General features: G+C 62.7%; 21 protein-coding genes. 3 read left to right on the top strand and 18 right to left on the bottom strand.

What is annotated here, in order from left to right; genetic code table 11:
- Nucleotides 1-76: 76 nt before the first annotated feature.
- Nucleotides 77-1,393, bottom strand: a complete 1,317-nt coding sequence (locus AC1DCM_RS14865; RefSeq protein WP_442016989.1) for a bifunctional o-acetylhomoserine/o-acetylserine sulfhydrylase — start codon at nt 1,391-1,393, stop codon at nt 77-79.
- 226 nt (nt 1,394-1,619) lie between these two features.
- Here AC1DCM_RS14865 and AC1DCM_RS14860 point away from each other — a divergent pair, with 226 nt between their 5' ends.
- Nucleotides 1,620-2,258: a VOC family protein gene (locus AC1DCM_RS14860; RefSeq protein ID WP_442016988.1), complete on the top strand. Its 639-nt coding sequence runs from the start codon at nt 1,620-1,622 to the stop codon at nt 2,256-2,258.
- Nucleotides 2,259-2,383: 125 nt separating this feature from the next.
- Here the strand turns inward: AC1DCM_RS14860 and AC1DCM_RS14855 are convergent, their stop codons facing one another.
- On the bottom strand, nt 2,384-3,157 hold the full coding sequence (locus tag AC1DCM_RS14855; protein ID WP_442016987.1) for a CPBP family intramembrane glutamic endopeptidase: 774 nt from the start codon (nt 3,155-3,157) through the stop codon (nt 2,384-2,386).
- A gap of 112 nt (nt 3,158-3,269) precedes the next feature.
- Between AC1DCM_RS14855 and AC1DCM_RS14850 the strand changes: the two genes are divergently transcribed.
- Complete coding sequence (locus AC1DCM_RS14850; RefSeq protein ID WP_477518819.1) at nt 3,270-3,926, top strand: histidine phosphatase family protein; 657 nt, start codon at nt 3,270-3,272, stop codon at nt 3,924-3,926.
- Between the two features lie 10 nt (nt 3,927-3,936).
- On the opposite strand, the gene AC1DCM_RS14845 is transcribed toward AC1DCM_RS14850, so the two are convergent.
- The 15 genes from AC1DCM_RS14845 to tdh all read right to left on the bottom strand — a co-directional run bounded on the left by AC1DCM_RS14845 (nt 3,937) and on the right by tdh (nt 21,776).
- Nucleotides 3,937-4,728, bottom strand: a complete 792-nt coding sequence (locus AC1DCM_RS14845; RefSeq protein WP_442016985.1) for a DeoR/GlpR family DNA-binding transcription regulator — start codon at nt 4,726-4,728, stop codon at nt 3,937-3,939.
- A 23-nt stretch (nt 4,729-4,751) separates the two neighbouring features.
- Nucleotides 4,752-5,606 (bottom strand): class II fructose-bisphosphate aldolase, encoded by an 855-nt coding sequence (locus AC1DCM_RS14840; protein WP_477518818.1) that lies wholly within the window; start codon nt 5,604-5,606, stop codon nt 4,752-4,754.
- Nucleotides 5,588-6,583, bottom strand: a complete 996-nt coding sequence (locus tag AC1DCM_RS14835) for a 1-phosphofructokinase family hexose kinase (RefSeq protein WP_477518817.1) — start codon at nt 6,581-6,583, stop codon at nt 5,588-5,590. Before AC1DCM_RS14835 ends, AC1DCM_RS14840 begins: the two co-directional genes overlap by 19 nt.
- Nucleotides 6,580-7,545: an ROK family protein gene (locus AC1DCM_RS14830; protein WP_477518816.1), complete on the bottom strand. Its 966-nt coding sequence runs from the start codon at nt 7,543-7,545 to the stop codon at nt 6,580-6,582. Before AC1DCM_RS14830 ends, AC1DCM_RS14835 begins: the two co-directional genes overlap by 4 nt.
- A 9-nt stretch (nt 7,546-7,554) precedes the next feature.
- A complete protein-coding gene (locus AC1DCM_RS14825) occupies nt 7,555-8,472 on the bottom strand; it encodes an SIS domain-containing protein (protein WP_477518815.1) in 918 nt (305 codons plus the stop codon).
- Between the two features lie 200 nt (nt 8,473-8,672).
- Nucleotides 8,673-10,139: a TrkH family potassium uptake protein gene (locus tag AC1DCM_RS14820; RefSeq protein ID WP_477518814.1), complete on the bottom strand. Its 1,467-nt coding sequence runs from the start codon at nt 10,137-10,139 to the stop codon at nt 8,673-8,675.
- Nucleotides 10,129-12,096 carry an APC family permease gene (locus AC1DCM_RS14815; RefSeq protein ID WP_477518813.1) on the bottom strand — a complete coding sequence of 656 codons (1,968 nt, stop codon included), beginning with the start codon at nt 12,094-12,096 and terminating at the stop codon, nt 10,129-10,131. The genes AC1DCM_RS14820 and AC1DCM_RS14815 overlap by 11 nt, the downstream gene beginning before the upstream one ends.
- Before the next feature lie 82 nt (nt 12,097-12,178).
- Nucleotides 12,179-12,556, bottom strand: coding sequence for a hypothetical protein (locus AC1DCM_RS14810; RefSeq protein WP_477518812.1), 378 nt, complete (start codon nt 12,554-12,556; stop codon nt 12,179-12,181).
- Between the two features lie 18 nt (nt 12,557-12,574).
- Nucleotides 12,575-14,551 carry an APC family permease gene (locus tag AC1DCM_RS14805; RefSeq protein WP_477518811.1) on the bottom strand — a complete coding sequence of 659 codons (1,977 nt, stop codon included), beginning with the start codon at nt 14,549-14,551 and terminating at the stop codon, nt 12,575-12,577.
- Between the two features lie 122 nt (nt 14,552-14,673).
- A complete protein-coding gene (locus AC1DCM_RS14800; protein WP_442016976.1) occupies nt 14,674-15,357 on the bottom strand; it encodes a response regulator in 684 nt (227 codons plus the stop codon).
- Nucleotides 15,354-16,898 carry a DUF4118 domain-containing protein gene (locus tag AC1DCM_RS14795; RefSeq protein ID WP_477518810.1) on the bottom strand — a complete coding sequence of 515 codons (1,545 nt, stop codon included), beginning with the start codon at nt 16,896-16,898 and terminating at the stop codon, nt 15,354-15,356. The genes AC1DCM_RS14800 and AC1DCM_RS14795 overlap by 4 nt, the downstream gene beginning before the upstream one ends.
- Nucleotides 16,899-16,931: 33 nt before the next feature.
- Nucleotides 16,932-18,170 carry an imidazolonepropionase gene (gene hutI / locus AC1DCM_RS14790; protein WP_477513696.1) on the bottom strand — a complete coding sequence of 413 codons (1,239 nt, stop codon included), beginning with the start codon at nt 18,168-18,170 and terminating at the stop codon, nt 16,932-16,934.
- Between the two features lie 11 nt (nt 18,171-18,181).
- Nucleotides 18,182-19,279, bottom strand: a complete 1,098-nt coding sequence (locus tag AC1DCM_RS14785) for an NAD(P)/FAD-dependent oxidoreductase (RefSeq protein WP_477518809.1) — start codon at nt 19,277-19,279, stop codon at nt 18,182-18,184.
- A gap of 209 nt (nt 19,280-19,488) precedes the next feature.
- Entirely contained in the window at nt 19,489-20,682 is a 1,194-nt protein-coding gene (locus AC1DCM_RS14780; protein WP_477518808.1) for a glycine C-acetyltransferase, read from the bottom strand.
- A 47-nt stretch (nt 20,683-20,729) separates the two neighbouring features.
- Nucleotides 20,730-21,776 carry an L-threonine 3-dehydrogenase gene (gene tdh, locus AC1DCM_RS14775; protein WP_477518807.1) on the bottom strand — a complete coding sequence of 349 codons (1,047 nt, stop codon included), beginning with the start codon at nt 21,774-21,776 and terminating at the stop codon, nt 20,730-20,732.
- A 107-nt stretch (nt 21,777-21,883) separates the two neighbouring features.
- Here tdh and AC1DCM_RS14770 point away from each other — a divergent pair, with 107 nt between their 5' ends.
- A complete protein-coding gene (locus AC1DCM_RS14770; RefSeq protein WP_477518806.1) occupies nt 21,884-22,810 on the top strand; it encodes a LysR family transcriptional regulator in 927 nt (308 codons plus the stop codon).
- On the opposite strand, the gene AC1DCM_RS14765 is transcribed toward AC1DCM_RS14770, so the two are convergent.
- Nucleotides 22,811-23,995, bottom strand: coding sequence for a Gfo/Idh/MocA family protein (locus AC1DCM_RS14765; RefSeq protein WP_477518805.1), 1,185 nt, complete (start codon nt 23,993-23,995; stop codon nt 22,811-22,813).
- Nucleotides 23,996-24,014 lie beyond the last annotated feature (19 nt).

The raw sequence follows: 24,014 nt of genomic DNA, 5'->3' as shown, positions 1-24,014 counted from the left end.
TTTGGGGTCCCTTCGTTCAGGAACACGCAGCGAGAAGGGCCGCCCGGCGAATTTTCGTCGGCGGGCGGCCGCCCCGCTAAGCGCCCTTGGCAGCCCGGAAACCAGCCTCCAAGTCAGCAATGATGTCGTCCACGTGCTCGATTCCCACCGACAGGCGGACAAGGCCGGGATACACGCCCGCAACCAGCTGCTGTTCGACCGTGAGCTGGCTGTGGGTAGTCGACGCCGGGTGGATAACCAGCGAGCGGACGTCACCGATGTTGGCAACATGGGAGTGCAGCTCCAGGCCATCGACGAATCGCTTGCCGGCCTCGACGCCACCCTTGATGTTGAATGCCACCACTGCGCCGGTACCCTTCGGCCCGTACTTACGGCCACGGTCGTACCAAGGGCTGGACGGCAGACCCGCGAAGGCAACCGATTCGACGTCGTCGTGGGCTTCCAGCCATTCAGCCACTTTGGTGGCGTTCGAGACGTGACGCTCGACGCGCAGGCTCAGGGTTTCCAGCCCTTGGGCGATGAGGAAGGCGTTGAACGGGGAAACGGCCGAACCCAGATCGCGCAGCAACTGCACGCGGGCCTTGAGAATGTAGGAGAGGTTGGCTCCGAGCGCGCCGTCCTTGCCAAGGTCCCGGGCGTAAACGAGTCCGTTGTAGCTGGGGTCCGGAGTATTGAATCCAGGGAAGCGTTCCGGGTCCTTGCCGAAATCAAAGTTTCCGGAGTCCACGATCACGCCGGCGATCGCCGCACCGTGGCCGCCCAGATACTTGGTAGCCGAGTGCACCACAATGTCCGCACCCCATTCGATGGGACGGATGAGGTATGGGGTGGAGAGCGTGTTATCCACGATCAGCGGCACGCCAGCTTCATGCGCAGTGCGTGAAATCCCTTCGATGTCCAGCACGTCCTGGCGCGGATTGGACACCACCTCGCCGAAGAACAGCTTGGTGTTGGGCTGCACGGCGTCGCGCCACTGGTCCAGGTTGTCCGGGTCTTCCACGAACGTCACGGAGATACCGAACTTCTTCAGTGTGTGTGCCAGCAGGTTGTAGGTGCCGCCGTACAGGCTGGGGCTGGCGACGACATGGTCACCGGCCTCGGCAATGTTCAGGATGGCGAAGGTTTCCGCGGCCTGTCCTGAACTGAGGAGCAATGCGCCCAGCCCGCCTTCGAGGCTGGCGATCCGCTGCTCAACGGCATCCTGAGTCGGGTTGCCGATTCGGGTGTAGATCGGGGCGAGCTCGGCCAAGGCAAAGCGGTTGGCTGCGCTCTCTGCGCTGGGGAAAACGAAGGACGTGGTCTGGTAGATCGGAAGCGACCTCGCTCCCGTGGCAGAGTCAGGCTCCTGCCCTGCGTGGATCTGGCGGGTTTCGAAAGACCATCCTTGGGACATTGAATTCTCCTCTTAGTGGCGCGCGGGTTTGCCGTTGATCGCTGTAGGCGTGGGCTGGGGCCAGTCTAGGAAGCGCCCGGGTACTTGGACAGCTTTGTGACGAAGGCAGTATTTTTCGGTCTTTGGGCGACCCGGCATGACGCAGTCGAATGGCATACAGCAAGGTCCCATGTTAGTTAGGCTTCCCTTAGCTGAGACCCCGATCACAAAGTGCCAAGATGAAGCCATGCGCATGGATCACGTCTCTTACGCTTGTGAACGAGATGGCCTTTTGGCCACTACCGAACGAATTTCCGCAGCTCTGGGAGTGGACGCAGTCCGGGGCGGAGTGCACCCGCGCTTCGGTACCCGGAACATGATCATTCCCTTGGCGGATAACAAATACCTGGAAGTCGTAGAGGTCCTGGACCATCCTGCTTCTGACAAGGCACCCTTTGGCCAGGCAGTCCGAGCACGCTCGGCGGCTGGCGGCGGTTGGATGGGCTGGTGCGTCGCCGTTGACGACCTCGCCCCCTTCGAAGAACGCCTCGGCCGTTCCGCAGTTCCGGGCAACCGCAAGTTCCCGGATGGCCGCGAACTCGTGTGGCAGCAGATCGGCATTCTCGGCTTGATCGCCGATCCCCAGGTGCCGTACCTGCTCAAGTGGGAGGGCGACCCCTCACTGCACCCGTCCAAGGTCTATGACAGTGACGTCAAGATGTCCAGCCTCACCATTGCGGGCTCGGCGGAACGCGTCACCGAATGGCTGGGCGAACCCGTTGAGAAGCCGCTCGAGGACGTCGCTGTCCAGTGGATGGCCCCGCACGGTACGCCTGGCATCATGTCCGTCACTTTCGAAACAGCCTCCGGCGCCGTCACCATCTGACGCGTCACTTCCCTTGGGGGCCTGCTCCCCTCCCCGGTCCTGTGTGTCCGGTCAAGCTTCGGCCGCCATCAGCGGGTGCCAACGACGTCACCCACCGATGGCGGCCGAATTTCTTTAATTGATGCCTAACCCAGGCCTATCGCCTTGCCGAAGAGGCTGAAGCCAACGAACGCGACGATGTCCAGCAGCGCATGCGCAATCACCAAAGGCATCACCCGCTTCGTCTTGGTATAGAGCCAGGCGAAGACCAATCCCATGGCGAAGTTGCCGATGAACGGTCCGAAACCTTGGTACAAGTGGTAGCTGCCACGAAGCGCCGCGCTTACCACAATGGCCAACGGGGTGCTCCAGCCGAATTTTCCGAAGCGGTCCAGGAGGTAGCCGACGACGATCACTTCCTCAACGATCGCATGGCGAACGGCGGAGAGAATCAGCACAGGCACAGTCCACCAGTAAGCCTCCAGGCCGCTGGGCACAATGGCGGTGGTGATTCCGAGGGCACGGCCAGCAGCGTACAAGCCAAGTGAAGGGATGCCAATTGCGGCTGCGAGGCCCAGCCCCTGCAAAAGGTCCTTGCCCGGGCGCGCGAAATTGAACCCCAATCGGGCAAAGCCTGAGCCACTTGCACCTTCCCGGCCACCCTGTGAATGCGATGACAGGAAGTAGAACACCAGGACCACCGGAACCAAAGCGAAGATAATGTCCAGCAGTTGGTACGTGAGATCGAAATACTCGCGGGTGCTTTGGGACCTGTTAAGCGTCGAAGTTGCCTCGGACAACGGCGCGCGTGTCATCTTGTCCAGAAGTTGCACCACGGAGTACACGGCTGATTGGCCCAGAGACAGGCCCAGTACGATGAGTACTTCGGCGCGCAGGCGGCGGCGGGAAGCAAGGAGCATGTACCTATCTTGCCTGCAGTTCCTGCCACTTTGCCGTGAACTGCGCACGTTCCCGCTCCACCCGTAGGCAGACCCTATGCTTGGTGGGATGAGTGCCCCAGGGAGAATCTTCATGATCCGGCACGGCCAGTCCGCCGCGAATGCCGACACGTCAATCTACAACCGTGTGCCGGACTACCGCATCCCGCTCACCGAACTAGGAGTTGAGCAGGCACGGATAGCCGGCGAGGCCCTCAGGCGGAAGCTCGACGGCGAGCAGGTCTGCGTCTACGTGTCCCCCTACTTGCGGGCATACCAGACTCTTGAGGCGTTGGACCTCGGCCCGCTGATCGAGCGCGTGATCGAAGAACCCAGGCTACGCGAGCAGGACTGGGCCAACTTCCAGATCGCCGGGGAGATAGAGGACCAGAAGGAGCTTCGCAACCTTTACGGCCACTTCTTCTACAGGTTCCGCGAGGGCGAGTCAGGCTCGGACGTCTACGACCGCGTCTCCTCGTTCATGGAGACCCTTTACCGCCACTGGCAAAAGCCGACGTACGCCCCAAATACCCTGATGGTCACTCACGGACTGACCATGAGACTGTTCTGCATGCGCTGGTTCCACTGGACTGTTGAATATTTCGAATCCCTGAACAACCCGGAGAACGCCGAACTCCGCACACTGATAAGGACCGACGACGGCCAGTACAGTCTGGACGAACCGTTCAGCCAGTGGGTGCCAAGGGATGTTGACGATTCAGTGCTTCACGCGCCGAGAATGCGTTTCTAGCAGGAAGCACTTAGTTTCCGGGGGCGACGATGACTTCCGTGCCCTTGGCTTCGAACGCAGCCTTGTCCGCGGCGCTGATCCCGGCGTCCGTGATGAGGTGCCGGAAGTCATACCCGGCCATGGCGGCAAAGGAGCGACGGCCCACCTTGGAGGAGTCGGCAACCACGTAGGATTCAGTGGCCCGGCGCGCCATGACGGTGTTCACCATGGCTTCGCCTTCATCGGTGATGGTGGGGCCGAGATCGGGGTCAACGCCGTTGACCCCGATGAACGCGATGTCCAGGGCAACCTTCTGCATGATCACGTCGGTGTAGGGGCCCACGAGCTCGTAGGAGCGCGGATTGAGGATTCCCCCGGTAACCATGATCTTGATGTTCGGACGAACGGCGAGCTGCGAGGCTATGTTAATTGCGTTGGTTACCACCGTGAGAGTGGGCCTGTTGGACGGCGCGTTGAGGTCCTCACGGGTGGACAGCAACTGCGCCAGAGCCGTATTGGTGGTTCCCCCGCTCAGGCCGATCACCGCTCCGGGTCGGATCAGGGCGGAGGCGGCCAGGGCGATCTCCTGCTTGGCCAAGGCGTGGTCGTCACGGTTGTATCGGCCCGGGAGGTCGTAAGATACGGATCCGGTGGTAGCGCCACCCCGTGTACGGCTGAGCAGCCGTTGTTTTGCAAGGCTGTCCAGGTCCCGGCGCGCCGTGGCCGGTGACACGCCAAGCCGCGTCACGATGTCCTCGACTTCCACATGGCCGGATTCGGCCAGGAGGTCAAGGATGGCGGTCAGCCGATCGGTGCGGGTCATGACGAGCCTTTCGCGGGGTCTGGCTATTTCGCTTTGGCGAACAGCGTGAGCATACGTGCGGATTCCAGCACCAGTGCGTCCCGGCCGGCCTTGATGTACTTCCGGGAATCCACCACTGCAGGGTTGGCATCGAGGTACTCACGGACGGCGCGGGTGAAGAACCCGTTCAAATGTGTGGATACGTTGATCTTAGTCATACCTGCGCCGATCGCAGCTACGAGCATCTCGTCTGTGACGCCTGAAGAGCCATGCAAGACCAGCGGTTTTCCGACCGCCGACTTCAGCCGCGTAATCAGGTGCAGGTCCAGTGCTGCGCTGCGTTCGGTCATGGCGTGGGAGGAGCCAACGGCCACTGCGAGCGCATCCACACCCGTTGCTTCAACAAACGCCTGCGCCTCGTCGGGGTCGGTCCGGACACCGGGTGCATGGGCGCCGTCCTTGCCTCCCACTTTGCCGAGTTCGGCCTCCATGTAAACGCCTCGCTCGTGGGCGTAGCGGGCTACCCGTTGCGTGACTTCGACGTTCCACTCATAGGGCAACTGCGCGCCGTCGAACATTACGGAGCCAAAACCGAGGTCCACGGCCGCGATGGCGAGGTCCTCGGATTCGGCATGGTCCAGGTGAACGGCAACGGGCACCGATGCGTCGCGGGCGATCGCCAAAGTCGCCACAGCAATCGGCTCAAGTCCACCGTGATACTTTGCGCAGTTCTCCGAAATCTGCAGGATCAGCGGAACACCCGCTGTCTCGGCACCCGCCACCAGCCCCTCCGCTGTTTCCACGTGGATGACGTTGAACGCGCCTTGGCCCGTACCGCTGGCCGCGGCCTTGTCCATCAATTCCCGCGTGCTGACAAGGGTCACCGGGTCTCCTTCCATGTCACGATCAGTTGGTCTTCAAGTTCCTGGTATCTCGGCGAGATCTCGCCTGCTGCGGGCATGAGCACTGCGGCGGCCGACCAGGCAGTAGCCCGGCGGAGAATCTCGCGGGGTTCGGTAACGCCTTCGGCGAGGGCGACGGCGGCAGCCGCCACACCGGCGTCGCCCGCCCCTGTGGGGTTGCCGCTCAGGGGCTCGGGGAGGCTGGCACTCCAGTACCCGCCCGGTGCTGCGTGGTCGAAGGCGAGCATTCCGTCCGCGCCGGCGCTGACGAGGACGGTGCGGGCACCCATGGCAATCAGCGAGAGCGCAGCGGCTTCCACGCTCGACTCCCCCGTGGCTTCCGCGAGCTCGTGGTGATTGGGTTTCAGGACATCGGCACCGGCCTGGGCTGCGGTGATGATTCCGGGTCCGGAGGTGTCAATGATGGCCGGGATGCCGGCGTCGTGCGCCAGCTTTACGAGGGACGAGTAGAAATCGGCAGGTGCATCCGGTGGCAGGCTGCCGGAACCCACCAGCACAGCTGCCGCAGTTTCTCCGGCATCGCCGCGTACGGCTTTGACGACGGCGGCGGTCAGTGAGCGCCAGTCGTCCGGCAGGAGCGCCTGGCCTTCCTCGTTGAAGATGGAGGTCTCGCCCGCGACGGTGTCCACGAGCGCGATGCTGCGGCGGGTCTCGGCGGCGACAGACACCAGCGCGTGGGGCACGCCGCTGGTCCAAAGTTCGGCAGCCAGGGTCTGTCCAGCGGCTCCTCCGGTAGGAGCAATGGCCAGCACGGGATGGCCCACTTGATGAACCACCCTGGCAACGTTGAGCCCTTTGCCCCCGGCGCGGCTGATGGGTGTGGGGACCCTGTGGCTGGCGCCTTCGGTGATTCCGTGGACTGTGTAGGTCATGTCGATGGCGGGATTGGGGGTCACGGTGACAATGCGGGTTGCGGCGTTTCGGGACGTTCCGGCCGCTGCTGGGCCGGTCATCGCGCACTGTCCAGGAGCGCACGTGCGTTCAATGCCGCGCCAAGGAGCCCGGCGTCCTGGCCAAGCTGGGCTTGGATGAGGCGCGGACGTCGTTGGAAGTCCAGGATCTGGTCAACCCGCGCGCGGAGCGGTTCCAGGAGGTCCTCGCCTGCTTCGGCCAGGCCTCCCCCGATCACTACCGCTTCAGTGCCGATGATGTTCACGCACTGGCAGATGGTGAAGGCGAGGGCGTCCACCGCATCCGCCCACACACGGGCAGCCATGGCATCTCCATTTTGGGACCGGAGCAGGACGTCCCGGGCACCGTCCACGATGTTGCCCGACTTTCTGCTGTATCGCTTGGCGATGGCGCCTGCCGAACCCACGGCCTCGAGGATGGTGGCCCCTGGTGCTTGAGTTCCGGCTGCTTGAGTTCCGGCTGCTTCAGTTCCGGCGTCGGGGTCCGGTACCTGGGCGTGGCCGAGTTCTCCCGCGAAACCACCGGCCGTGACGGCCACACCACCGGAGAAAACGGCGGCGGCGATTCCCGTGCCCACCACCATGACCACGACGTCGTTGAACTCCTTGGATCCGCCAAAGGTGTGTTCCACCGCAGCGGCCGAGCGGACGTCGTGATCGAACGCCACGGGAAGCCCCAGCCTCTTCTCTGCCTCGGCGGTGAACGGGAAATTGCGCCACCCGAGATTCGCGGAGTAGATCCCGATTCCTCCCGCGGAATCCACGATGCCAGGGACGATGACTCCGGCTGCTTTGGCCGGGATGTCCGGAAACTCGGATGCGAGTTCATCAGCGAGGCCTGCGAGCTTGTCCAGCACGGCTTCCCCGGGATGTGCTGGATCCAGCGGCGTGGGGACCCGGCGCATACCCAGGACGTTTCCAAAGGCATCCACGAGTCCAGCCTTCACGTCTGTGCCGCCGACGTCGAATGCCAGGACTGCTGATTCTGCGTGCCCGAGAACCATGACGGGTGCCTAGGCGGAGGGGTCGAGAATGACGGAGCGCGTCAGGTTCCGGGGCAGGTCCGGGTTGAGGCCGCGGACGCGCGCACGTTCCAGGGTCACTTTGTGGACGCGGGCCAGTTCAGCGAGCGGGTGCTTGTCCGTGTGGATGTAGAGGGCACCCGTGGCTGCCATGTCCTTGTCAAGGCCCTCGGGCTGTGCGCCAAACAACCACGTCACGCGTCCTGGCGCCGCGATGGAGATGGGACCGTGGCGGTATTCCATGGCCGGGTAGGACTCGGTCCAGCCCTGCACGGCTTCGCGCATCTTAAGTCCTGCCTCGTGGGCCAGGCCAACAGTCCATCCGGTACCGAGGAACGTGAATTGCTCTGCATCCAGGAGTTCCTGTGCCACGGGATCTGTCACTGCATCCCTTGCGTCTTCGATAGCTTGCTTCAGGTCAATCCCAAGGCTGGTGAGCAAGTACACCAGTGCCGAGGTCGCGAAGCGGGTCTGCACCACGGATCGCTCATCTGCATACGGGAGACCGATCACGGCGTCGGCCAGATCAACGATTGGAGACGCCGTATCGCCAATGATGGCAACAGTGGGGACGATGCCCTTCAGCCCGGCCAGGATCTCCAGCACCTCAGTGGTGGTGCCGGACCGCGTAATGGCCACAACGGCGTCGTACTGGCGATCTGCACTGTTGCTGTTCAGGAAAGCCTCCGACGCCGCAAAGGCATCCGTCACGCCTTTGCCCGCGGATTCACGGGCGGCAGCATAGCTCTGGGCCATGAACCAGGAGGTGCCACAGCCAATGACGGCGATCCGCTGACCGTCGGCGGGAAGCAGGTTCTCAGCATCGGTCTGGTCAATGGCACGCTGCCAGACATCGGGCTGTGATACCAGCTCTTCTTCCATGAAGGCGCCCAGTGTGTTCTCGCTCATAGTGTGTTTCACTCCTGCTCAGCCAATGACGTTTTATGATCTATAGAAACACTAAACGATCAGTTTCGATCTCACAAGGATCATCTACTGAAGTGGATCCGGCAATTGGGCAGGCCAGTAGTCAGGAGGGTGGCAAAGTGCTGGCAGTGGAAACGGTGGGAATCGGTGAAGAGCGGCCGGGAAGGCCCAGCTTGTTCCTGTTAGCCGATGATGGGCCGTTCTTCAGGCAATTTGAACAGGCGGGGGCGGGAGGACAGGGCCAATGCCGAAGCGACCGTGACCGTCCCGATGCGGCCTGTAAACATCAGAACCATGAGTACCCACTCAGCCGATGGAGGGAGGTTGTACGTGATTCCTGTGCTCATGCCGACGGTGGCGAACGCCGAGATGGATTCGAACAGGACCTTCTCGAGGCTGTAGTCGGTGAACATGAGCAGCAGCATGGTTCCAGTAATGACTGCACCGATGCCGAGCAGTGCTACCGAGAGGGCCTGCCGTACCGAGGCCGGGCTAATGGACCGGTGGGCTATGGTCACATCGCCCCGGCCCCGGACTTCATTCCAGATGGCGAATGCCAGGAGGAGGAAAGTCGTGATCTTGATTCCACCTGCAGTTCCGGCGCTTCCCCCTCCGATAAACATCAGAATGTCGCTGACCATCAGCGTCTCCGGTGAGGCCACCGCGTAGTCGATGCTGTTGAATCCCGCGGTCCGGGGGAACACGCTTCCAGCGAGGGAACCGACGATCTTGCCCGGGATGGACAGCGTCCCCAGGGTTTCGGCCCGGTTCCATTCGAAGGCGGCGAACAACACGAAGCCGGCCGTGAGCAGGAAGATCGTACCGAAGACTGTGAGACGCAAATGTACTGTCCAGTTCCGGAGCCGCAGTCCCCCGCCGTTGAGCAAATGGATGAGTACGGGGAATCCGAGGCCACCGGAAATGATGGCCAAACAGATGGGCACCAGAATGTAAGGGTCTTCGCGGAAACTGATGAGGTTGTCGCTGTAGAGCGCGAACCCCGCGTTGTTGAAGGCAGATACTGCGTGGAAGACGCCGTGCCACAGTGCAACGGCCGGGTTGGAGTCGTACACGAGCCAGAACCTGACAGTCAGGATTGCTGCTGTTACCGCTTCAAAAACGACCATGATTCTGGCGACCCGGAACAGCACGGAGCGAACATCCCCGAGGTTGAGGGTGTGCGTTTCTGACTGCACAACAAGCTGGCCACGCAAGCCGATGCTTTTGCGGACGAGCAGGGCAAGCAGGGTCGCGAGGGTCATGATGCCGAACCCGCCAACCTGGATGAGTGCCAGAATCACGACATGCCCGAAAGGTGTCCAGTAGGTCGCCGTGTCAACGGTAATCAGGCCCGTGACACACGTCGCGGACACGGCGGTGAACAGGGCCGTCATGAGCGTGGCTGGATCAGGACCGTTGCGGGAGACGGGCAGCATCAACAGGGCTGCGCCAAGGAGGATGACTGCCAGGAAAGCGATGGGTACCGAGCGGACTGGATGTGAGAGGGCGCGCCTGACGACGTTCTCACGGCGCGCCTGCGGGTCACGGTGCTTCCACAACGTGCGTCCGTTGCCGTTCCCGGCTTGGGGTGGTCCAGGGGTCCGGGAGCGGAGCTTTGGGTTAGCCGCCGGCTTTGGGTTAACCGACATGGATGCCTGGGCGAAGGTCGGGATCGGGTTCGTTTTCGCGGATGATTTCCCGGACGACGGGTGCGGTGTCGCCGCGGCCCAGCAGCAGGTATCGCATCAGGTGTGCCAACGGGTTACCTTCAGACCATTCGAAGTAAGCGTGGGGACGGACGCCAGTGGCGTTGCGCAGAGCCAGGAGGATCGCAGCAATCGCGTTCGGTGCGGCGGGGCTTTGGGCTCGCAGGATGCGGTGACCGGCAACTTCGACGCCGGTAACAGTGAGCGTGTCGCTGAAACTGGAGGGGTCACTGACATCGATTTCCAGGAAGATGACGTCGGCGGAGCCAGGGACCGGGTTCAGTTCCCGCTGATCGGTTTCCTTGGCCGCGTATTCGGCAGCATCCCGTGCCTCGGGGCGGTTGGCGATGAGGTTGAGCCGGCCGTCGTAGTCGAGGGAATCTGCGATAAAACGACGCGCATTCTCGTCGAATTCGATGCGGTCCACACGCAACTCGGTCGTCCGGCTAACCCGGGAAACGAGCGACACAACGATGATGCCGAGGATGAAGAAGCCGGAGATGGTGAGTCCATCAGGTTTCTCAATGACATTCGCTATCAGGGCGTAGAGCAGAATGAGGGTCAGCACGCTGAAACCGATGGCTGCCCGGCGTCGTTTTCGGCGGAGGGCTGAGATGGTCACCGCGGCGGCGCCAGAAACCATCATGGCAAGAATTCCCGTGGCATAGGCTCCTGCCTGGGCGTTCACGTCCGCGTTGAAGCCGATGGTAATCAGTACGCTCACGGCTGTGTAGACGAGTACAACGGGACGCACCGCCCGGGTCCAGTCCGGCGCCATGCCGTAGGAGGGGAGATATCGCGGGACGATGTTGACCAATCCCGCCATCGCTGATGCCCCGGCGAACCAGAGGATCAGGACACTGCTGATGTCGTATATGGATCCGAATCCTTCGCCGAGCCTTTGGTGTGCCAGGTAGGCCAGGGCACGGCCGTTGGCTTCCCCGCCCTCCCGAAATGCTTCTGCCGGTATCAGGACAGTCGTGACGAAACTGCTGCCAATCAGATAGACACTCATGATGACCGCAGCGGTGGTGAGGAGTTTGCGGGTGTTCCTGATACGGGCAGCCAGCCGTTCCTCGGGAGTCGCACCCTTCGCCGAAACCAGGGGCATCATGCTGACGCCGGTCTCGAATCCCGAAAGGCCCAGGACGAGGAGGGGGAAGGCGATCAGGGCAGGCAGGATCAGTCCACCCAGGCCACCCCCGGACGCGGCAGTCAGCGCTTCGGACCAGGAGGACAATTGCGCCGGGATCCCGACGCCGATGATGATGGCGTTCAGTCCCAAAAACACGGCCACGAGCGGTATCGCCACGGCGACGGCCTCGCTGAAGCCCATAAGGAACACCCCGCCCAGGATCAGCAGGAGTACGACCGTCACTGCCACTGCTTGGCCTTCCAGGAACGGCGGAAGGAACGGGTTCTCCAGAAGGTGCACCGTTGCGTCGGCCGCGGACAGGGTGATGGTGATGATCCACGATGTCGCAACGAATCCGAGAAGGACGAGTACGAAAATTTTGCCGCGCCAGAAAGGCAGGAGGTTCTCCAGCATGGCCACGGATCCCTGCCCGTGTGGGCTTTCCTTTGCCACCCTGCGGTACATCGGAAGCATGCCCAGCAAGGTCAGAGCAACGATCAACAACGTCGCCAGCGGGGAAAGGGCACCGGCGGCAAGTGCTGCTATACCCGGCAGGTAGGACAACGTTGAGAAGTAATCAACGCCCGTCAGGCACATGACCTTCCACCAGCTTTGCTGCGTGGCGTGGTCCTCAACGGATTCAGGACCGACGGGCTGGTGGACGCGGTGTTCCAACAACCATCGCACCAGCGGATTTCCTGATTGCCGTTTGCGTTCAGGGGTTGGGATGCTGTCCGGAATGTCCTTCCGGGCCGATGTTGTCACTGCCTCGTCTTCCTGTCTGCCGACATGATCTCCGGGAGCGTAGCACCGGAGAAAACGTGGAAGCAGGAAAATCGGGAATCCTTTACGGTTCCTTTACGCCTCGCGGGATGCTTGCGGCAACCCTTGCCGCCTCTTCGTAGCTGGAGGGTGCTTGCTGACGGAAGGCAGAATCAGCATCTTCGCGGAGCACGTCGGAGGCCAGCACCCGGACGTGAACAAGCTCGTCGTAGGCTTCGCTGCAGCCCAGGACATCTCCACGGACCTTGGGTCCGTGAGAACCCTGGTCAGGAGATACCTGGAAAATAATCCACCATGTGTCTCCGGCTTTGTCCCTGAAGAGGTAGCCCCCCGGAGGGCAATACGCAGCGCCGTCTACACCCCGGCCTCCGTAACCCTCCACTGAGTCCGGCAGCGCAGCGAACCTCACGCCGCCGTCGGTATCGTCTTGATGCGCGCCCATCCGCGAACACCTCCTTTCTCAGCCGACGTGGACCCACGGGCGCTGGGTGACATCAGGCACCGCCTCCCGCAGCACTTCCCTGGTGACGGGAGCGATTTCACCTTCGCCCAGGAACAGGAAGCGCAGGAGGTTGGTGAAAGGATTTCCTTCCGTCCATCGGAAGTAGATGTGTGGCATGAGCCCCGTGACGTCCCGGATGTGGAGCAGGACGGACGCGATGGTGTTCGGTACGACGGGACCGTGGACCTCCAGGATCCGGTACCCGTGCCGCATCACACCGTGTACTTGCAGTTCCGTTTCGAAGTCTGATGAATCGTCGACGATCACTTCGAGGAAGATGGCTTGTTGCTCCAGGGGCAGATGGCTGACCTCGATCGCTGAGGTGAGCTTGTCCCCGTACGCTTCGGCGGTGAGCCGGAGCGGTTCGTGGGCGATGATCGCGATGGGTCCTTCGAGGGTGTCGGACATGAATTCCAGGGCCTGGCGGTCCAAGTGGACGCGGGTGGCGTGGAGTTCGAAGGAGCGTCGGATGCGGGAGAGCAGGGAAATCACGATGATTCCCAGGATGAAGATTGCCGCGATCCTGATACCTTCGGGGCGTTCGAAGATATTGGCGATGGTGGTGTAGGTGAACACCAGGGAGATGATGCCGAAGCCGATGGTGCGTTTACGCTGCCTGCGTCGGCGCGCAGAGAGCGTGACGGCAACCGCCGCGGAGGTCATCAGCACCAGAACGCCGGTAGCGTAGGCGCCGCCCTGGGCATCGACGTCGGCTTCAAAGAGGAAGGTGATGAGGAAACCGACGAGAGTGAAGACGAGCACCAGTGGGCGGACGGCCTTGGCCCACCCGGGGGCCATCCCGTAGCGCGGCAGGTACCGCGGGACGAGGTTCAGCAGTCCTGCCATGGCGGAGGCCCCGGCGAACCACAGGATGGCGATGGTGCTGATGTCGTAGATGCTGCCGAATCCGACGCCGAGATATTCGTGGGCGAGGAACGCCAGGGCGCGGCCGTTGGCTTGTCCGCCGGGTTGGAATTCCTGTTCCGGGATCAGGACGACGGTGATGAAACTGGTGGTGATAAGGAATCCGCTCATGATGACAGCGGCGGTTGTCAGCATTCGGCGGGTACCGCGGATGCGGCCCTCCGGGTGTTCCTCGGTGTCGGCCTCGTCTCCGCGGACCTGGGGCATGACGGCGACACCTGTTTCGAACCCTGAAAGACCGAGGGCAAGTTTGGGAAAGACGAGCAGGGCGATTCCCACAACCATGAAAGGGTCCCCGTGCGAGGTCCAGAGCGCGTTCCACCAGCCGCCCATGGCGACCGGGTGCGTGAACACCTGGGTGAGGGTCACGACCACGACTATGGCATTGAGGCCCAGGTAAAGGACGACGAGGACAACAGCGACTCCGATGGCTTCCTTGAAGCCGCGGAGGAAGACGGCAGCCAGCAGCGCCAGGAGGAAGAGCGTGACGAGGATGTTCTGGCCCTGCAACCAACCGGGGGCGACAGGGTTCTGAATGAGGTGTGCACTTGCGTCGGCGGCGGAGAGGGTCATGGTGATCATGAAGTCGGTTGCGGCGAACCCGAGCAGGATGAGGACGAAGAGCTTGCCGCCCCAGCGTGGCAGGAGCCGTTCAAGCATCGCGATGGAGCCTTCGCCACGGTGGCTTTCCCGGGCGACGCGGCGGTAGACGGGCAGGGCGCCCAACAAGGTGACGGCAATGAGCACCAGGGTCGCCAATGGTGAGATCACGCCGGCGGCCAGTGCCGCGATCGCGGGCTGGTAACCCAGGGTGGAGAAGTAATCGACGCCGGTCAGGCACATGACCTGCCACCACGGATGCTTCTTCTCGTTGGCCGCGGTTATTCCGCCAGGGCCCTGATGGGTGCCTTTGCTGTCCTGGAGCCCGAACAGCAGCCAGTTTTTCAGTGCGGCTTTTCCGGCTGGCTTGGGCGCCGATGGGTCAGCAGGGGGCCTGCTCAACGTGGTCATTATTTCCTTTCCGCGCGGCATAATGCGCCGCGGTCACAGCCGAAGCTAACACCAAGGGAAAGCATCAAACCGGGAAAGACGTTTCTATTTACGAATCATTTACACCCCTTCCGCGCTGCCGGTTACGGCTCGAAGCGATAACCCATCCCGGCTTCGGTGAGCAGATGCCTGGGCCGGGCAGGGTCGGCTTCAAGTTTGCGGCGCAGCTGTCCCATGTAGACGCGGAGGTAATGCGTTTCTCCGTCGTATCCCGGGCCCCAGATCCTGGCCAGCATCTGCTGCTGGGTGATGAGACGTCCCGGGTTACAGACCAGCAGTTGCAGGATGGCCCATTCCCGCGGGGTGAGCCGCACTGGTGCGCCGTCGCGGGTCACTTTCTTCTTTTCAAGGTCCACTGCGAAGTCCCCGACGTCGACAATCACGACTTGTTCGCCGCCGTCGGACGTCCCGAGACGGCGTTCAGCGACGCGCAACCGTGCCAGGAGTTCGTCCAGGCCAAAAGGTTTCGTGACGTAGTCATCCGCACCGGCGTCGAGGGCACGGACTTTGTCCACGGACCCTTGCCTGGCGGACAGGACAATGATTGGAGTGCTGCTGGAACGACGGATCCTGGTGATGACGTCAACGCCGTTGATGTCCGGCAGTCCAAGATCCAAAACAATAATTTCCGGATGGTTGACCTCGGCATGCTGCAGAGCCGTGGTGCCGTCCATTGCGGTGAGCACCTCGTATCCCTCGGCGCGCAGATTTACCTGCAAAGCGCGTAGCAGTTGGGGTTCATCGTCTACGACGAGCACGGTCCTCATGCCTCACCTCGTTCCGCGCTGCCGGATGCGGGATGAGCATTCCCGTCGCCGGTGGAAAGAGGAAGGCGGATGGCAACCGTCAGTCCCCCTCCCGGCGTCGGTTCAGCCTTCAGTTGGCCGCCCATCGCTTCGGTAAAGCCCTTCGCGACGGCCAGTCCGAGGCCTATGCCCAGGCCGGCCGGAGCATCATCCAGCCGCTGGAACGGCTCGAACATGGCGATCACGTCCGCCGCGGCCACACCTTGGCCGTGGTCCACGATCCTCAGCTCTCCGCAGGGGCGTCCTTCAATCGTCGCCACCCCCGAACCTTTGGCAGGTCCCACGATGACGATATCCGAGCCTGCCGCATATTTCAGGGCATTCTCGACGATGTTGGCAATGACGCGTTCCAGCATGCCCAGGTCAGCATCAATGGCTGGAATGTCAGGAGCAAGATCGATCCGGATGGCTCCTGCCGGCAGTCCCCGCAACGCGTCTTCGATGGCATCACGCCACGTCACCGAGGATGTAAGCGGGGCAGTGGATCCGCTGGAGATCCGTGACATGTCCAGCAGATTGTCCACCAAGGAGTCAAGGCGGTCCGCGTAGGAGTCGATGGTATGGAGCATCTCGTCCTGTATCTCTTCGGGAAGCCGTCGCTTCTGGCGCTGCAGGGCGGTCACGGCCAGCTTGATTCCGGCCAATGGTGTCCGCAAGTCATGGCTGACAGCGTTCAGAATGGACGTCCGGATGCTGTTGCCCTCAGCCAGTTTCGTGGTCGTCTTCAGCCTGAGCTGGAGTGCATAACGTTGCCTTAGTAAAAGCAGGTGGGTCGCGTGGGCCGCCAGCAGCCGCCGCTCGCCGGCAGTGAGTGGCCTGCCAGAGACCACAAGGGCCGTCTCGGAATCTGCCATTTCATAGGCCCCGGCCCCTGAATCAGCCGAACCCGGAGGCTGTGGCGGCGCTTCACCTGACTGCGCCTGGAGTTCCCAGCCGTCCCTTGTGCTGGAGGTTCCTGTACCGGAAGTCATGGCGCCGGGGGTTCGGGTAAATAATCCCACCGAGCCCACTTGGAAGGTCTCACGGACCTTATCCAGAAATGCCGCAATGGTGTCGTCCTCTATCAGGGCGTTCCTGGCCAAATCCAAGAGTGTCGCCGCCTCGGCACGGGCATGAATAGCCTCCTGAGCCCGCTTGGCCGAGAGCCCTACCACGAGGGACACCGCAATCCCCGCACCCAGGAACACGAGCACGGCAAACAGAATCTGGGGGTCGCTGATTCTGAAAGTCCCGACTGGTTCGGTCTCGAAATAATTCAGCAGCAACGAGTCCAGAATCGCGGCCAGCACCGCAGGCCATAGACCGCCGATGAACGCCACCGCCATCACCCCGGTCAAATGCACCAGGACATGGGTGGCAAAGTTCAGATCCGGGGCAAAAGACATCATTGCGGTGACCAGAACGGGGATGAGCACCGCCAGGACAAAACCCGTCGTGGTCCTTGCCCGGCCCAAGTCTCCCGGCGCCGCCCCCGGAAATATGCGAAGAATTCCCCTTGCCATGTCCACAGTCTGTCAGCTGTGCCAGGGGTCTTGTTAGACGGCCCGAACGCCCGCCCGCCACACCGAATGCGTCAGCGGGATCCCCGGCCGGTACGCGAGGTGCGTGGCCGAGGGCGCCTTCAGCATGTGAAGGTCCGCGCGATGACCGACGGCGAGCGAACCCACCGCCCGTTCGCCGTCGACGTCGTTCCCGGACTCGCGGCCTAATGCAAGGGCGCCGCCGTACGTCGCCGCCCGAACGGCCTCGTGGACACTGAGGTGCATCTGCAGGACCGCCGTGGTGACACAGAATGCGATGGAACTCGTGTACGACGTCCCGGGGTTGCAGTTGGCGGCCAGGGCGATCTGGACGCCGGCATCGATGAGCTCCCGGCCTGGCGCGAGCGGCTGTCGCGTGGACAAGTCACAAGCGGGCAAGCACGTTGCGACGGTTCCACGGGCGCCACTGCCCGTAGCCGGGTCCCAGCCCTTCCAGGTTCCCGCCAGCGCGTCAATGTCCATCTGCGAAAGGTAGTTCACGTGGTCCACGCTGGCGGCCCCGAACTCCACGGCCAACGCAACGCCTGGCCCCTCGCCCAGCTGGTTGCCATGCACGCGCAGCCCCAACCCCGCGTCCCGGGCAGCCGTAAGGACCCTGCGGGACTGCTCTTCCGTGAACGCACCGCGCTCGCAGAACACATCCGCCCAGCGCACATGCGGCAGGACGGCGTCGAGCATTTCACCGCAGACCAGGTCCGTGTACTCCTCCGGATCGGACCCGGCCGGCACCAGGTGCGCGCCGAGGTAGGTGACCTCGTCCACCAGAGCCGCGGCGATGCGTGCACTGCGGGCTTCGTTCTCCACGTCCAGGCCGTAGCCGGTCTTGCTCTCAAGGTAGGTAGTCCCCTGCGAGACGGCTTCAGTGACACGGTCCCTCACCAGAGTCGTCAGTTCATCGTCACTCACGCCGCGGGTAGCCCCCGTAGTGACAGCAATGCCGCCGGCACTGTAACTCTGCCCGGCCATGCGGGCCTCAAACTCGGCTGTGCGATCACCGGCGAAAACGAGGTGGGAGTGCGAGTCGACCCAGCCAGGCAGGACGGCGCGGCCTTCGGCGTCGATCTTTGTATCCGCCACAGGAGCGTCGTTGTTGGACCCGATCCAGGCAATGCGCTCGCCTTCGAACACGATCGCGGCGTCTTTGAGGACACGATGCTCCAGGTCCTGGGTCATCAGCTCGCCGATGTTGGTGATAAGAGTGCTGTTTTGTCCTGGACTGCTGATTCCGCTCATGTCCCTATTGTTCAGCGCCGGATGGACCAGCGAACGGCCGCAAGCTGTTCGGCTGTCCGGGATTCCGGACTGTCCTCTTTTACCTCGCCCAGGATCAGGGCGGCCGCCAGCTCGGCGATGGCCGAGGACGTCTGGAATCCGTAGCCGCCCTGCCCGGCCAGCCAGAAAAAGCCCTTCGCTTCGGCGTCGAAACCAACCACCGGGATTCCGTCCGCAGCTTCTGTCCGCAACCCCGTCCATGCACGATCCACTGAACGGATGCCCAAGGTTGTCAGTGAGTTGAGCCTGCTGATGAGTTTGTCCACATCACCGGCATACGGCTTAGCGTCTTCGGCCCCGCTGGGCACGGTTTCCGACGGCGAGATGAGCACCTGGTTGCCCTCGGCGCGGAAGTAGAACGAGTGATCGGCTGCAGCCACCATGGGCATTTGCGGCGTCAGCGATTGCTCGACGTTCACAATCGCCGCGGTCCGCCGATAAGGCTGCAGTCCCAACTTCTCCACGCCGCTGATGACCGCCAACTCATCCGCCCACGCACCTGCGGCATTAACCACGACGGCGGACTGGAAACCTTCCGTTCCGGCACCCACCTGCCAGCCACTTCCGAGCCGCTGGGCCGAGTGGACACGCGCACCGGTGATGATGTCAGCTCCCGCCGCCTGAGCCCTCTTCCGGTGATCTTCCAACAAGGCCGGTGCATTGCAACCAAACGAGCCGTTGTCCAACCCCGCGGCCTGGAACGAGTCCGGCTTCAGGACCGGGCAGAGCTGCATGGCTTCAGCGTGGGTGATTGTGTGCATGTTGCCGCTGGCTTCTGCCCGGACTGTTTCCTCATCGCCCACCAGCATGAACCTGCGTGGGGTAAGGACGGGCTCCGGAAGTTCGGCGTCGCGGGCCCTCATCAGCTCCAGGGTCCGGACCGTGAGTTCCTGCACTGTGGGAGGTCCATAACTCGGAATCAACTGGCGGGCCGAGCGCGAGGAGGTGTGGAAGGCCAACGACTGCTCGGCCTCCACCAGTGCAACCGTGCACTTCCCTGCGAGCGCGGACGCCAGGGAAAGCCCCGCAATGCCGCCGCCAACGATTACCACGTCATAATTCGAAGCCATGGCTCCATCCTGTCAGACGGCACGAGAGGTGCCCATCCCTCTCTCACATCCAACCCCCAACGGCCGGATGTTCCTTCACATCCAACCCCCAACCGCCGAATGTTCTCTCCCTTGCGTCAAGAAAGGGAGAGAACATCCGGTGGAAAGCTGCAGGATGTGAGAGAAGATCAGGCCTGACGCGGCAGGATGTGAGAGAGCATCGGGGACTGTTAGGCGACTGCCGCCCGGCTCTTCACAAACGCCTGGACGCAAGCTTCGACGTCGTCGCTGCTGTGCGCGGCGGAAAGCTGGACGCGGATGCGGGCCGCGCCCTTCGGCACTACTGGGTAGCTGAAGGCGGTAACGAAGACACCGTGCCCGAGCATCTCGTCAGCAACCTTTGCGGCTATTACGGCGTCACCGAACATCACGGGGATGATGGCGTGTTCGCCGTCGAGGAGCTCGAAGCCTTCCTCGCTCATGCGGCGACGGAACAGGGCTGCGTTTTCGAACAGGCGGGTCCGGAGCTCCCCGGATTCCTGGACGAGCTCGATCGCCTTGATGGTGGCGGCCACGATGGCAGGCGCCAGTGAGTTGGAGAACAGGTACGGGCGGGCCTTCTGGCGCAGCATCGCGACGATTTCCCCGCGGCCTGAAACGTACCCGCCGGATGCCCCACCCAGGGCCTTGCCGAACGTGCCGGTGTAGATGTCCACGCGCTCCGAAACACCGGCGTGCTCAGGAGTACCGGCACCCGTGGATCCCATGAAGCCGACGGCGTGGGAGTCGTCCACCATCACCAGGGCGTCGTGCTTCTCAGCGAGGTCGCAGATGGCTTCAAGCGGTGCGAGGTAGCCGTCCATGGAGAACACGCCATCGGTGACGATGATCTTGCGGCGGGAGCCCTCGGCCTCAACGAGCTTGGCCTCAAGGTCAGCCATGTCCTGGTTGGCGTAGCGGAAGCGCTTGGCCTTGCTCAGGCGGATGCCGTCGATGATGGATGCATGGTTGAGGGAGTCCGAGATGATGGCGTCTTCCGGGCCGAAGAGGGACTCGAACACCCCGCCATTGGCGTCGAAGCAGCTGGAGAACAGAATCGTGTCTTCGGTGCCCAAAAAGGCCGAGACGCGGTCCTCGAGCTCCAGGTGAAGATCCTGGGTGCCGCAAATGAAGCGCACAGAGGCCATGCCAAAGCCGCGCTCGTCCATCGCGGCCTTGGCTGCGGAAATGATGTCCGGGTGGTCGGCAAGGCCAAGGTAGTTGTTGGCGCAGAAGTTCAGCACAGTGTTGGCTGGCTGGCCGAGTTGGCCGGCGGCGATGTGGCTGGCCTGTGGGGAGTCGATATGGCGCTCGGTCTTGAAGAGGCCGGCGCTGCGGATCTCGTCGAGTTCGCCTTGGAGTTGGTCTTTGATGGCTGAGTACATGGGGTGCTCCTGAATACGTCGGGAAAGGTTCTGTGGCGGCAGCGGGGTTAGAGTTCGGTCCAGTCGAGGACTACTTTGCCGCCGGTTCCGGCGCGGGCGATGTCGAAGCCCTTCTCCCAGTCGGTCGCCGACAGCTTGTCGGTGACCACTGCGGAGATGTTCCGGTGCAGCACAGGGTTGGAAGAAAGCATGGCGCTCATCGCGTACCAGGTCTCGAACATTTCGCGGCCATAGATGCCCTTAAGCGTGAGCATGTGGGTGACCACTTTGCCCCAGTCGATGTCGATGGACTGGCTGGGAAGGCCCAGCATGGCGATCCGCCCGCCGTGGTTCATGTTGTCGATCATCTCAGGCAGTGCCGTGGGGTGTCCGGACATTTCCAAGCCGATATCGAATCCTTCGCGCATACCCAGCTCCCGCTGTGCGTCGCGGACGCGCATTTTGGAAACGTCGACGGCGAGGTCAACGCCCATTTGGCGGGCCAGTTCCAGTCGGGGAGCAGATACGTCAGTGATGGCGATCTTGCGGGCGCCAGCATGGCGGGCGACGGCAATGGCCATCAGCCCGATGGGTCCTGCGCCGGTAATGAGGACGTCTTCGCCCACCAAGGGGAAGCTCAGGGCTGTGTGGACAGCGTTGCCGAAGGGATCGAAGATGGCACCGAGTTCCGGCGTGACGGATTCGTCGTGGTGGACCCACACGTTGGTCTCCGGAATGACCACAAATTCGGCGAACGCACCATCGCGCTGCACTCCAACGGAGACGGTGTGGATGCACATCTGGCGGCGTCCAGCACGGCAGTTGCGGCAGATTCCGCAAACCACGTGGCCTTCACCGGACACCCGGTCTCCAACTTTGACGTCTCGGACGTCCTCGCCCACTTCCACTACTTCACCGTAGAACTCGTGGCCCGCAATGAGCGGCGTTTCGATGATGCTTTGGGCCCAGGCATCCCAGCTCTGGATGTGGAGGTCGGTACCGCAGATGCCCGTGGTCATGACCCGGATCTTGACGTCGCCGGGTCCCGCTTCGGGCTCGGGACGGTCAACGAGTTCGAACCCTGCGTGTGGTCCGGATTTGTAGAGAGCCTTCATGGGATTCCTCACTGCTGGGGCTGCTTCGCTGCTGCTGACTCCATTAGAGCGCCGCTGACGATTTAGCACAACTAGATTCTTCTCAATCAACGATTTAGGATTTGCTAATGGAAATCCATCAGTTGCAGATGCTTCGTGAACTCGGGGACCTAGGCAGTGTCAAAGCTGTGGCCGAGACTCTTATGGTCACCCCATCGGCCGTTTCGCAACAGCTCGCGCTCCTGCAGAAATCGGTGGACGTTCCACTGACACGCAAGGAAGGGCGCGCCCTGGTGCTGACCGACGCCGGACAGGTCCTCGCCGAGGCCGGGGCCGCCGTCGTGAACGCCATGGCGGATGCGCGGGCAGCGATCGGCGCCTATCACGACGCTCCGGACGCGCCTGTCAGTGTCAGTGCCTTCCACAGTGCGGGGCAGGCGCTGTTTGCGCCGTTGGCAGCGCTGTTGGCGTCCGACGGCGGAAAGTCGCCAAGGCTCCGACTCTCGGATGAGGACGTGGCCCAGGAAGATTTCCCGGGCTTGGTTGCCCGCTACGACCTCGTCCTGGCTCACAGGATGGACAACAGCCCGCCATGGCCCGGCGACAAAGTGGCCGTGATCCCGTTGGCCGACGAACCCCTGGACGTCGCCCTACCCGCGAACCACCCGCTGGCATCCCGGCGCGAACTGAAGCCGTCCGACGTCGTGGATGAAACCTGGGTGACCAGCCGCGACGGCTACTCCCCCGCGGACGTGCTCGCCGCCGTCGTTGCCGTGAGTGGACGGCCCGCCGAAGTGCTTCACCGCATTAACGACTACTCAACTGTTGCCGCGCTTGTGGCGGCTGGCGGCGCGATCGGACTCCTGCCAAGGTTCACGGCGCGGCGCGTCCTGGATCCCGGCGTTGTGCTGCGGCCCCTTTCCGGCGTGAACGCGGTGCGTAAGATCGACATCCTGGCCAGGCCCGAAACGATGAAACGGAAATCAGTCATGACGGTTTGCGAGTCACTTCAAACCGTCATGACCGAACTTATCGAGCTATCCAGCCCCCGCTAGCTAGCCACGGGCCAAGGCCGGTTGTCCGGCGTCGAAGTAGGCCACAAGCCCGGCGGGCAGTGCAGGGACCTCCCGCGCGCAGCCGTCGCCGCGCAGCGATTCGGTGGCGAGTACGCCGGCCACCACTGCCTGCCGTGCAGCTACGGGACTGGTCTGCGTTTGGCCGCCTCGGGAAGCGAAGCGAAGGAACTCCTCGATAAGGCGCGGGTCTGCGCCCCCATGGCCGCCGTCACCGTCCTGGATTGTGTGTACCTCGTCCGGCGCCGCATAGCCCGAGGTCCGGCTGGTCCAGACGTTGATGGTGTTCCCGGGGCCGTCGCCGAAGTTCTCGATTCTGCCCCTGGTGCCAATGATGGTGTAGTTGCGCCAGTAATCGGGGGTGAAGTGGCACTGCTGGTACGAAGCCAGAACGCCGTTGTCCAGGACCATATTCATCATGGAAATGTCCTCGACGTCGATCACCTCAGCCAGGCCTTTCTGCTCCGTGGGCGGCCAATTGTCCACCGAGTACCATTCGCCCATGCGCTTGCCCGCGTTGTTGCTGCGGTTGGTGACATCGCCATAGACCGCGAGATCACCGACGGCGGCAACCCGCTTGGTGTACCCGCCGGCCAGCCAGTGGATCACGTCGATGTCGTGCGCCCCTTTTTGGAGGAGCAGGGAGGTGACATTGGCGCGCTGGGCATGCCAGTCCTTGAAGTAATAGTCCCCGCCATCGCCGACAAAGTGCCGGCACCAGATGGCCTTGACCTCGCCGATCCTGCCCTCCTGAATGATTTGGCGCATCTGTACTACAACCGGCATGTGCCGCATATTGTGTCCAACGTACAAGCGCGTTCCGGTCTCATAGGCCGTCTTCAAAATCAGGTCCGCTGCCTCCACGGTGATATCCAGGGGCTTCTCACAGAAGGTCGCAATGCCGGCCTTGAGCGTACGGACCGCGACGGCGGCATGCTGGTTATCCGGGGTTAACACCAGGACAGCGTCCAGGTCGCTGGCGAGCACTTCTTCGAGGTCGCTGGTGATGCGGGCCGAGGGGATGCTCGCCGCGGCGTCCGCCCGTCCCCTCTCGCTCACGTCACAGACGATGGTGACTTCAGAGCCGTGACCCGGTTTATGGGCGTGTCTCCACAGCCCGGAGCGCAGGCCGAAACCCACGATGCCGACCTTCAAATCCTTTTCCATGAGGTGCAATTTCCTTCTG

It is taken from the genome of Paenarthrobacter sp. 10N417 (assembly GCF_056394745.1).
Note: the sequence above shows the minus strand (reverse complement) of the source record. Positions and strands in the feature narration are given on the sequence as shown.

Bases quoted from the DNA above. Each gene is read 5' to 3' on its own strand.
- AC1DCM_RS14825 (WP_477518815.1), bottom strand. From the start codon at position 8,472: ATGAGCGAGAACACACTGGGCGCCTTCATGGAAGAAGAGCTGGTATCA.
- AC1DCM_RS14830 (WP_477518816.1), bottom strand. From the start codon at position 7,545: ATGGTTCTCGGGCACGCAGAATCAGCAGTCCTGGCATTCGACGTCGGC.
- hutI (WP_477513696.1), bottom strand. From the start codon at position 18,170: ATGAGCGGAATCAGCAGTCCAGGACAAAACAGCACTCTTATCACCAAC.
- AC1DCM_RS14845 (WP_442016985.1), bottom strand. From the start codon at position 4,728: ATGACCCGCACCGATCGGCTGACCGCCATCCTTGACCTCCTGGCCGAA.
- AC1DCM_RS14780 (WP_477518808.1), bottom strand. From the start codon at position 20,682: ATGTACTCAGCCATCAAAGACCAACTCCAAGGCGAACTCGACGAGATC.
- AC1DCM_RS14795 (WP_477518810.1), bottom strand. From the start codon at position 16,898: ATGGCAAGGGGAATTCTTCGCATATTTCCGGGGGCGGCGCCGGGAGAC.
- AC1DCM_RS14785 (WP_477518809.1), bottom strand. From the start codon at position 19,279: ATGGCTTCGAATTATGACGTGGTAATCGTTGGCGGCGGCATTGCGGGG.
- tdh (WP_477518807.1), bottom strand. From the start codon at position 21,776: ATGAAGGCTCTCTACAAATCCGGACCACACGCAGGGTTCGAACTCGTT.
- AC1DCM_RS14855 (WP_442016987.1), bottom strand. From the start codon at position 3,157: ATGCTCCTTGCTTCCCGCCGCCGCCTGCGCGCCGAAGTACTCATCGTA.
- AC1DCM_RS14800 (WP_442016976.1), bottom strand. From the start codon at position 15,357: ATGAGGACCGTGCTCGTCGTAGACGATGAACCCCAACTGCTACGCGCT.
- AC1DCM_RS14765 (WP_477518805.1), bottom strand. From the start codon at position 23,995: ATGGAAAAGGATTTGAAGGTCGGCATCGTGGGTTTCGGCCTGCGCTCC.
- AC1DCM_RS14850 (WP_477518819.1), top strand. From the start codon at position 3,270: ATGATCCGGCACGGCCAGTCCGCCGCGAATGCCGACACGTCAATCTAC.
- AC1DCM_RS14810 (WP_477518812.1), bottom strand. From the start codon at position 12,556: ATGGGCGCGCATCAAGACGATACCGACGGCGGCGTGAGGTTCGCTGCG.
- AC1DCM_RS14835 (WP_477518817.1), bottom strand. From the start codon at position 6,583: ATGACCGGCCCAGCAGCGGCCGGAACGTCCCGAAACGCCGCAACCCGC.
- AC1DCM_RS14860 (WP_442016988.1), top strand. From the start codon at position 1,620: ATGCGCATGGATCACGTCTCTTACGCTTGTGAACGAGATGGCCTTTTG.
- AC1DCM_RS14805 (WP_477518811.1), bottom strand. From the start codon at position 14,551: ATGACCACGTTGAGCAGGCCCCCTGCTGACCCATCGGCGCCCAAGCCA.
- AC1DCM_RS14865 (WP_442016989.1), bottom strand. From the start codon at position 1,393: ATGTCCCAAGGATGGTCTTTCGAAACCCGCCAGATCCACGCAGGGCAG.
- AC1DCM_RS14770 (WP_477518806.1), top strand. From the start codon at position 21,884: ATGGAAATCCATCAGTTGCAGATGCTTCGTGAACTCGGGGACCTAGGC.
- AC1DCM_RS14840 (WP_477518818.1), bottom strand. From the start codon at position 5,606: ATGGAAGGAGACCCGGTGACCCTTGTCAGCACGCGGGAATTGATGGAC.
- AC1DCM_RS14820 (WP_477518814.1), bottom strand. From the start codon at position 10,139: ATGTCGGTTAACCCAAAGCCGGCGGCTAACCCAAAGCTCCGCTCCCGG.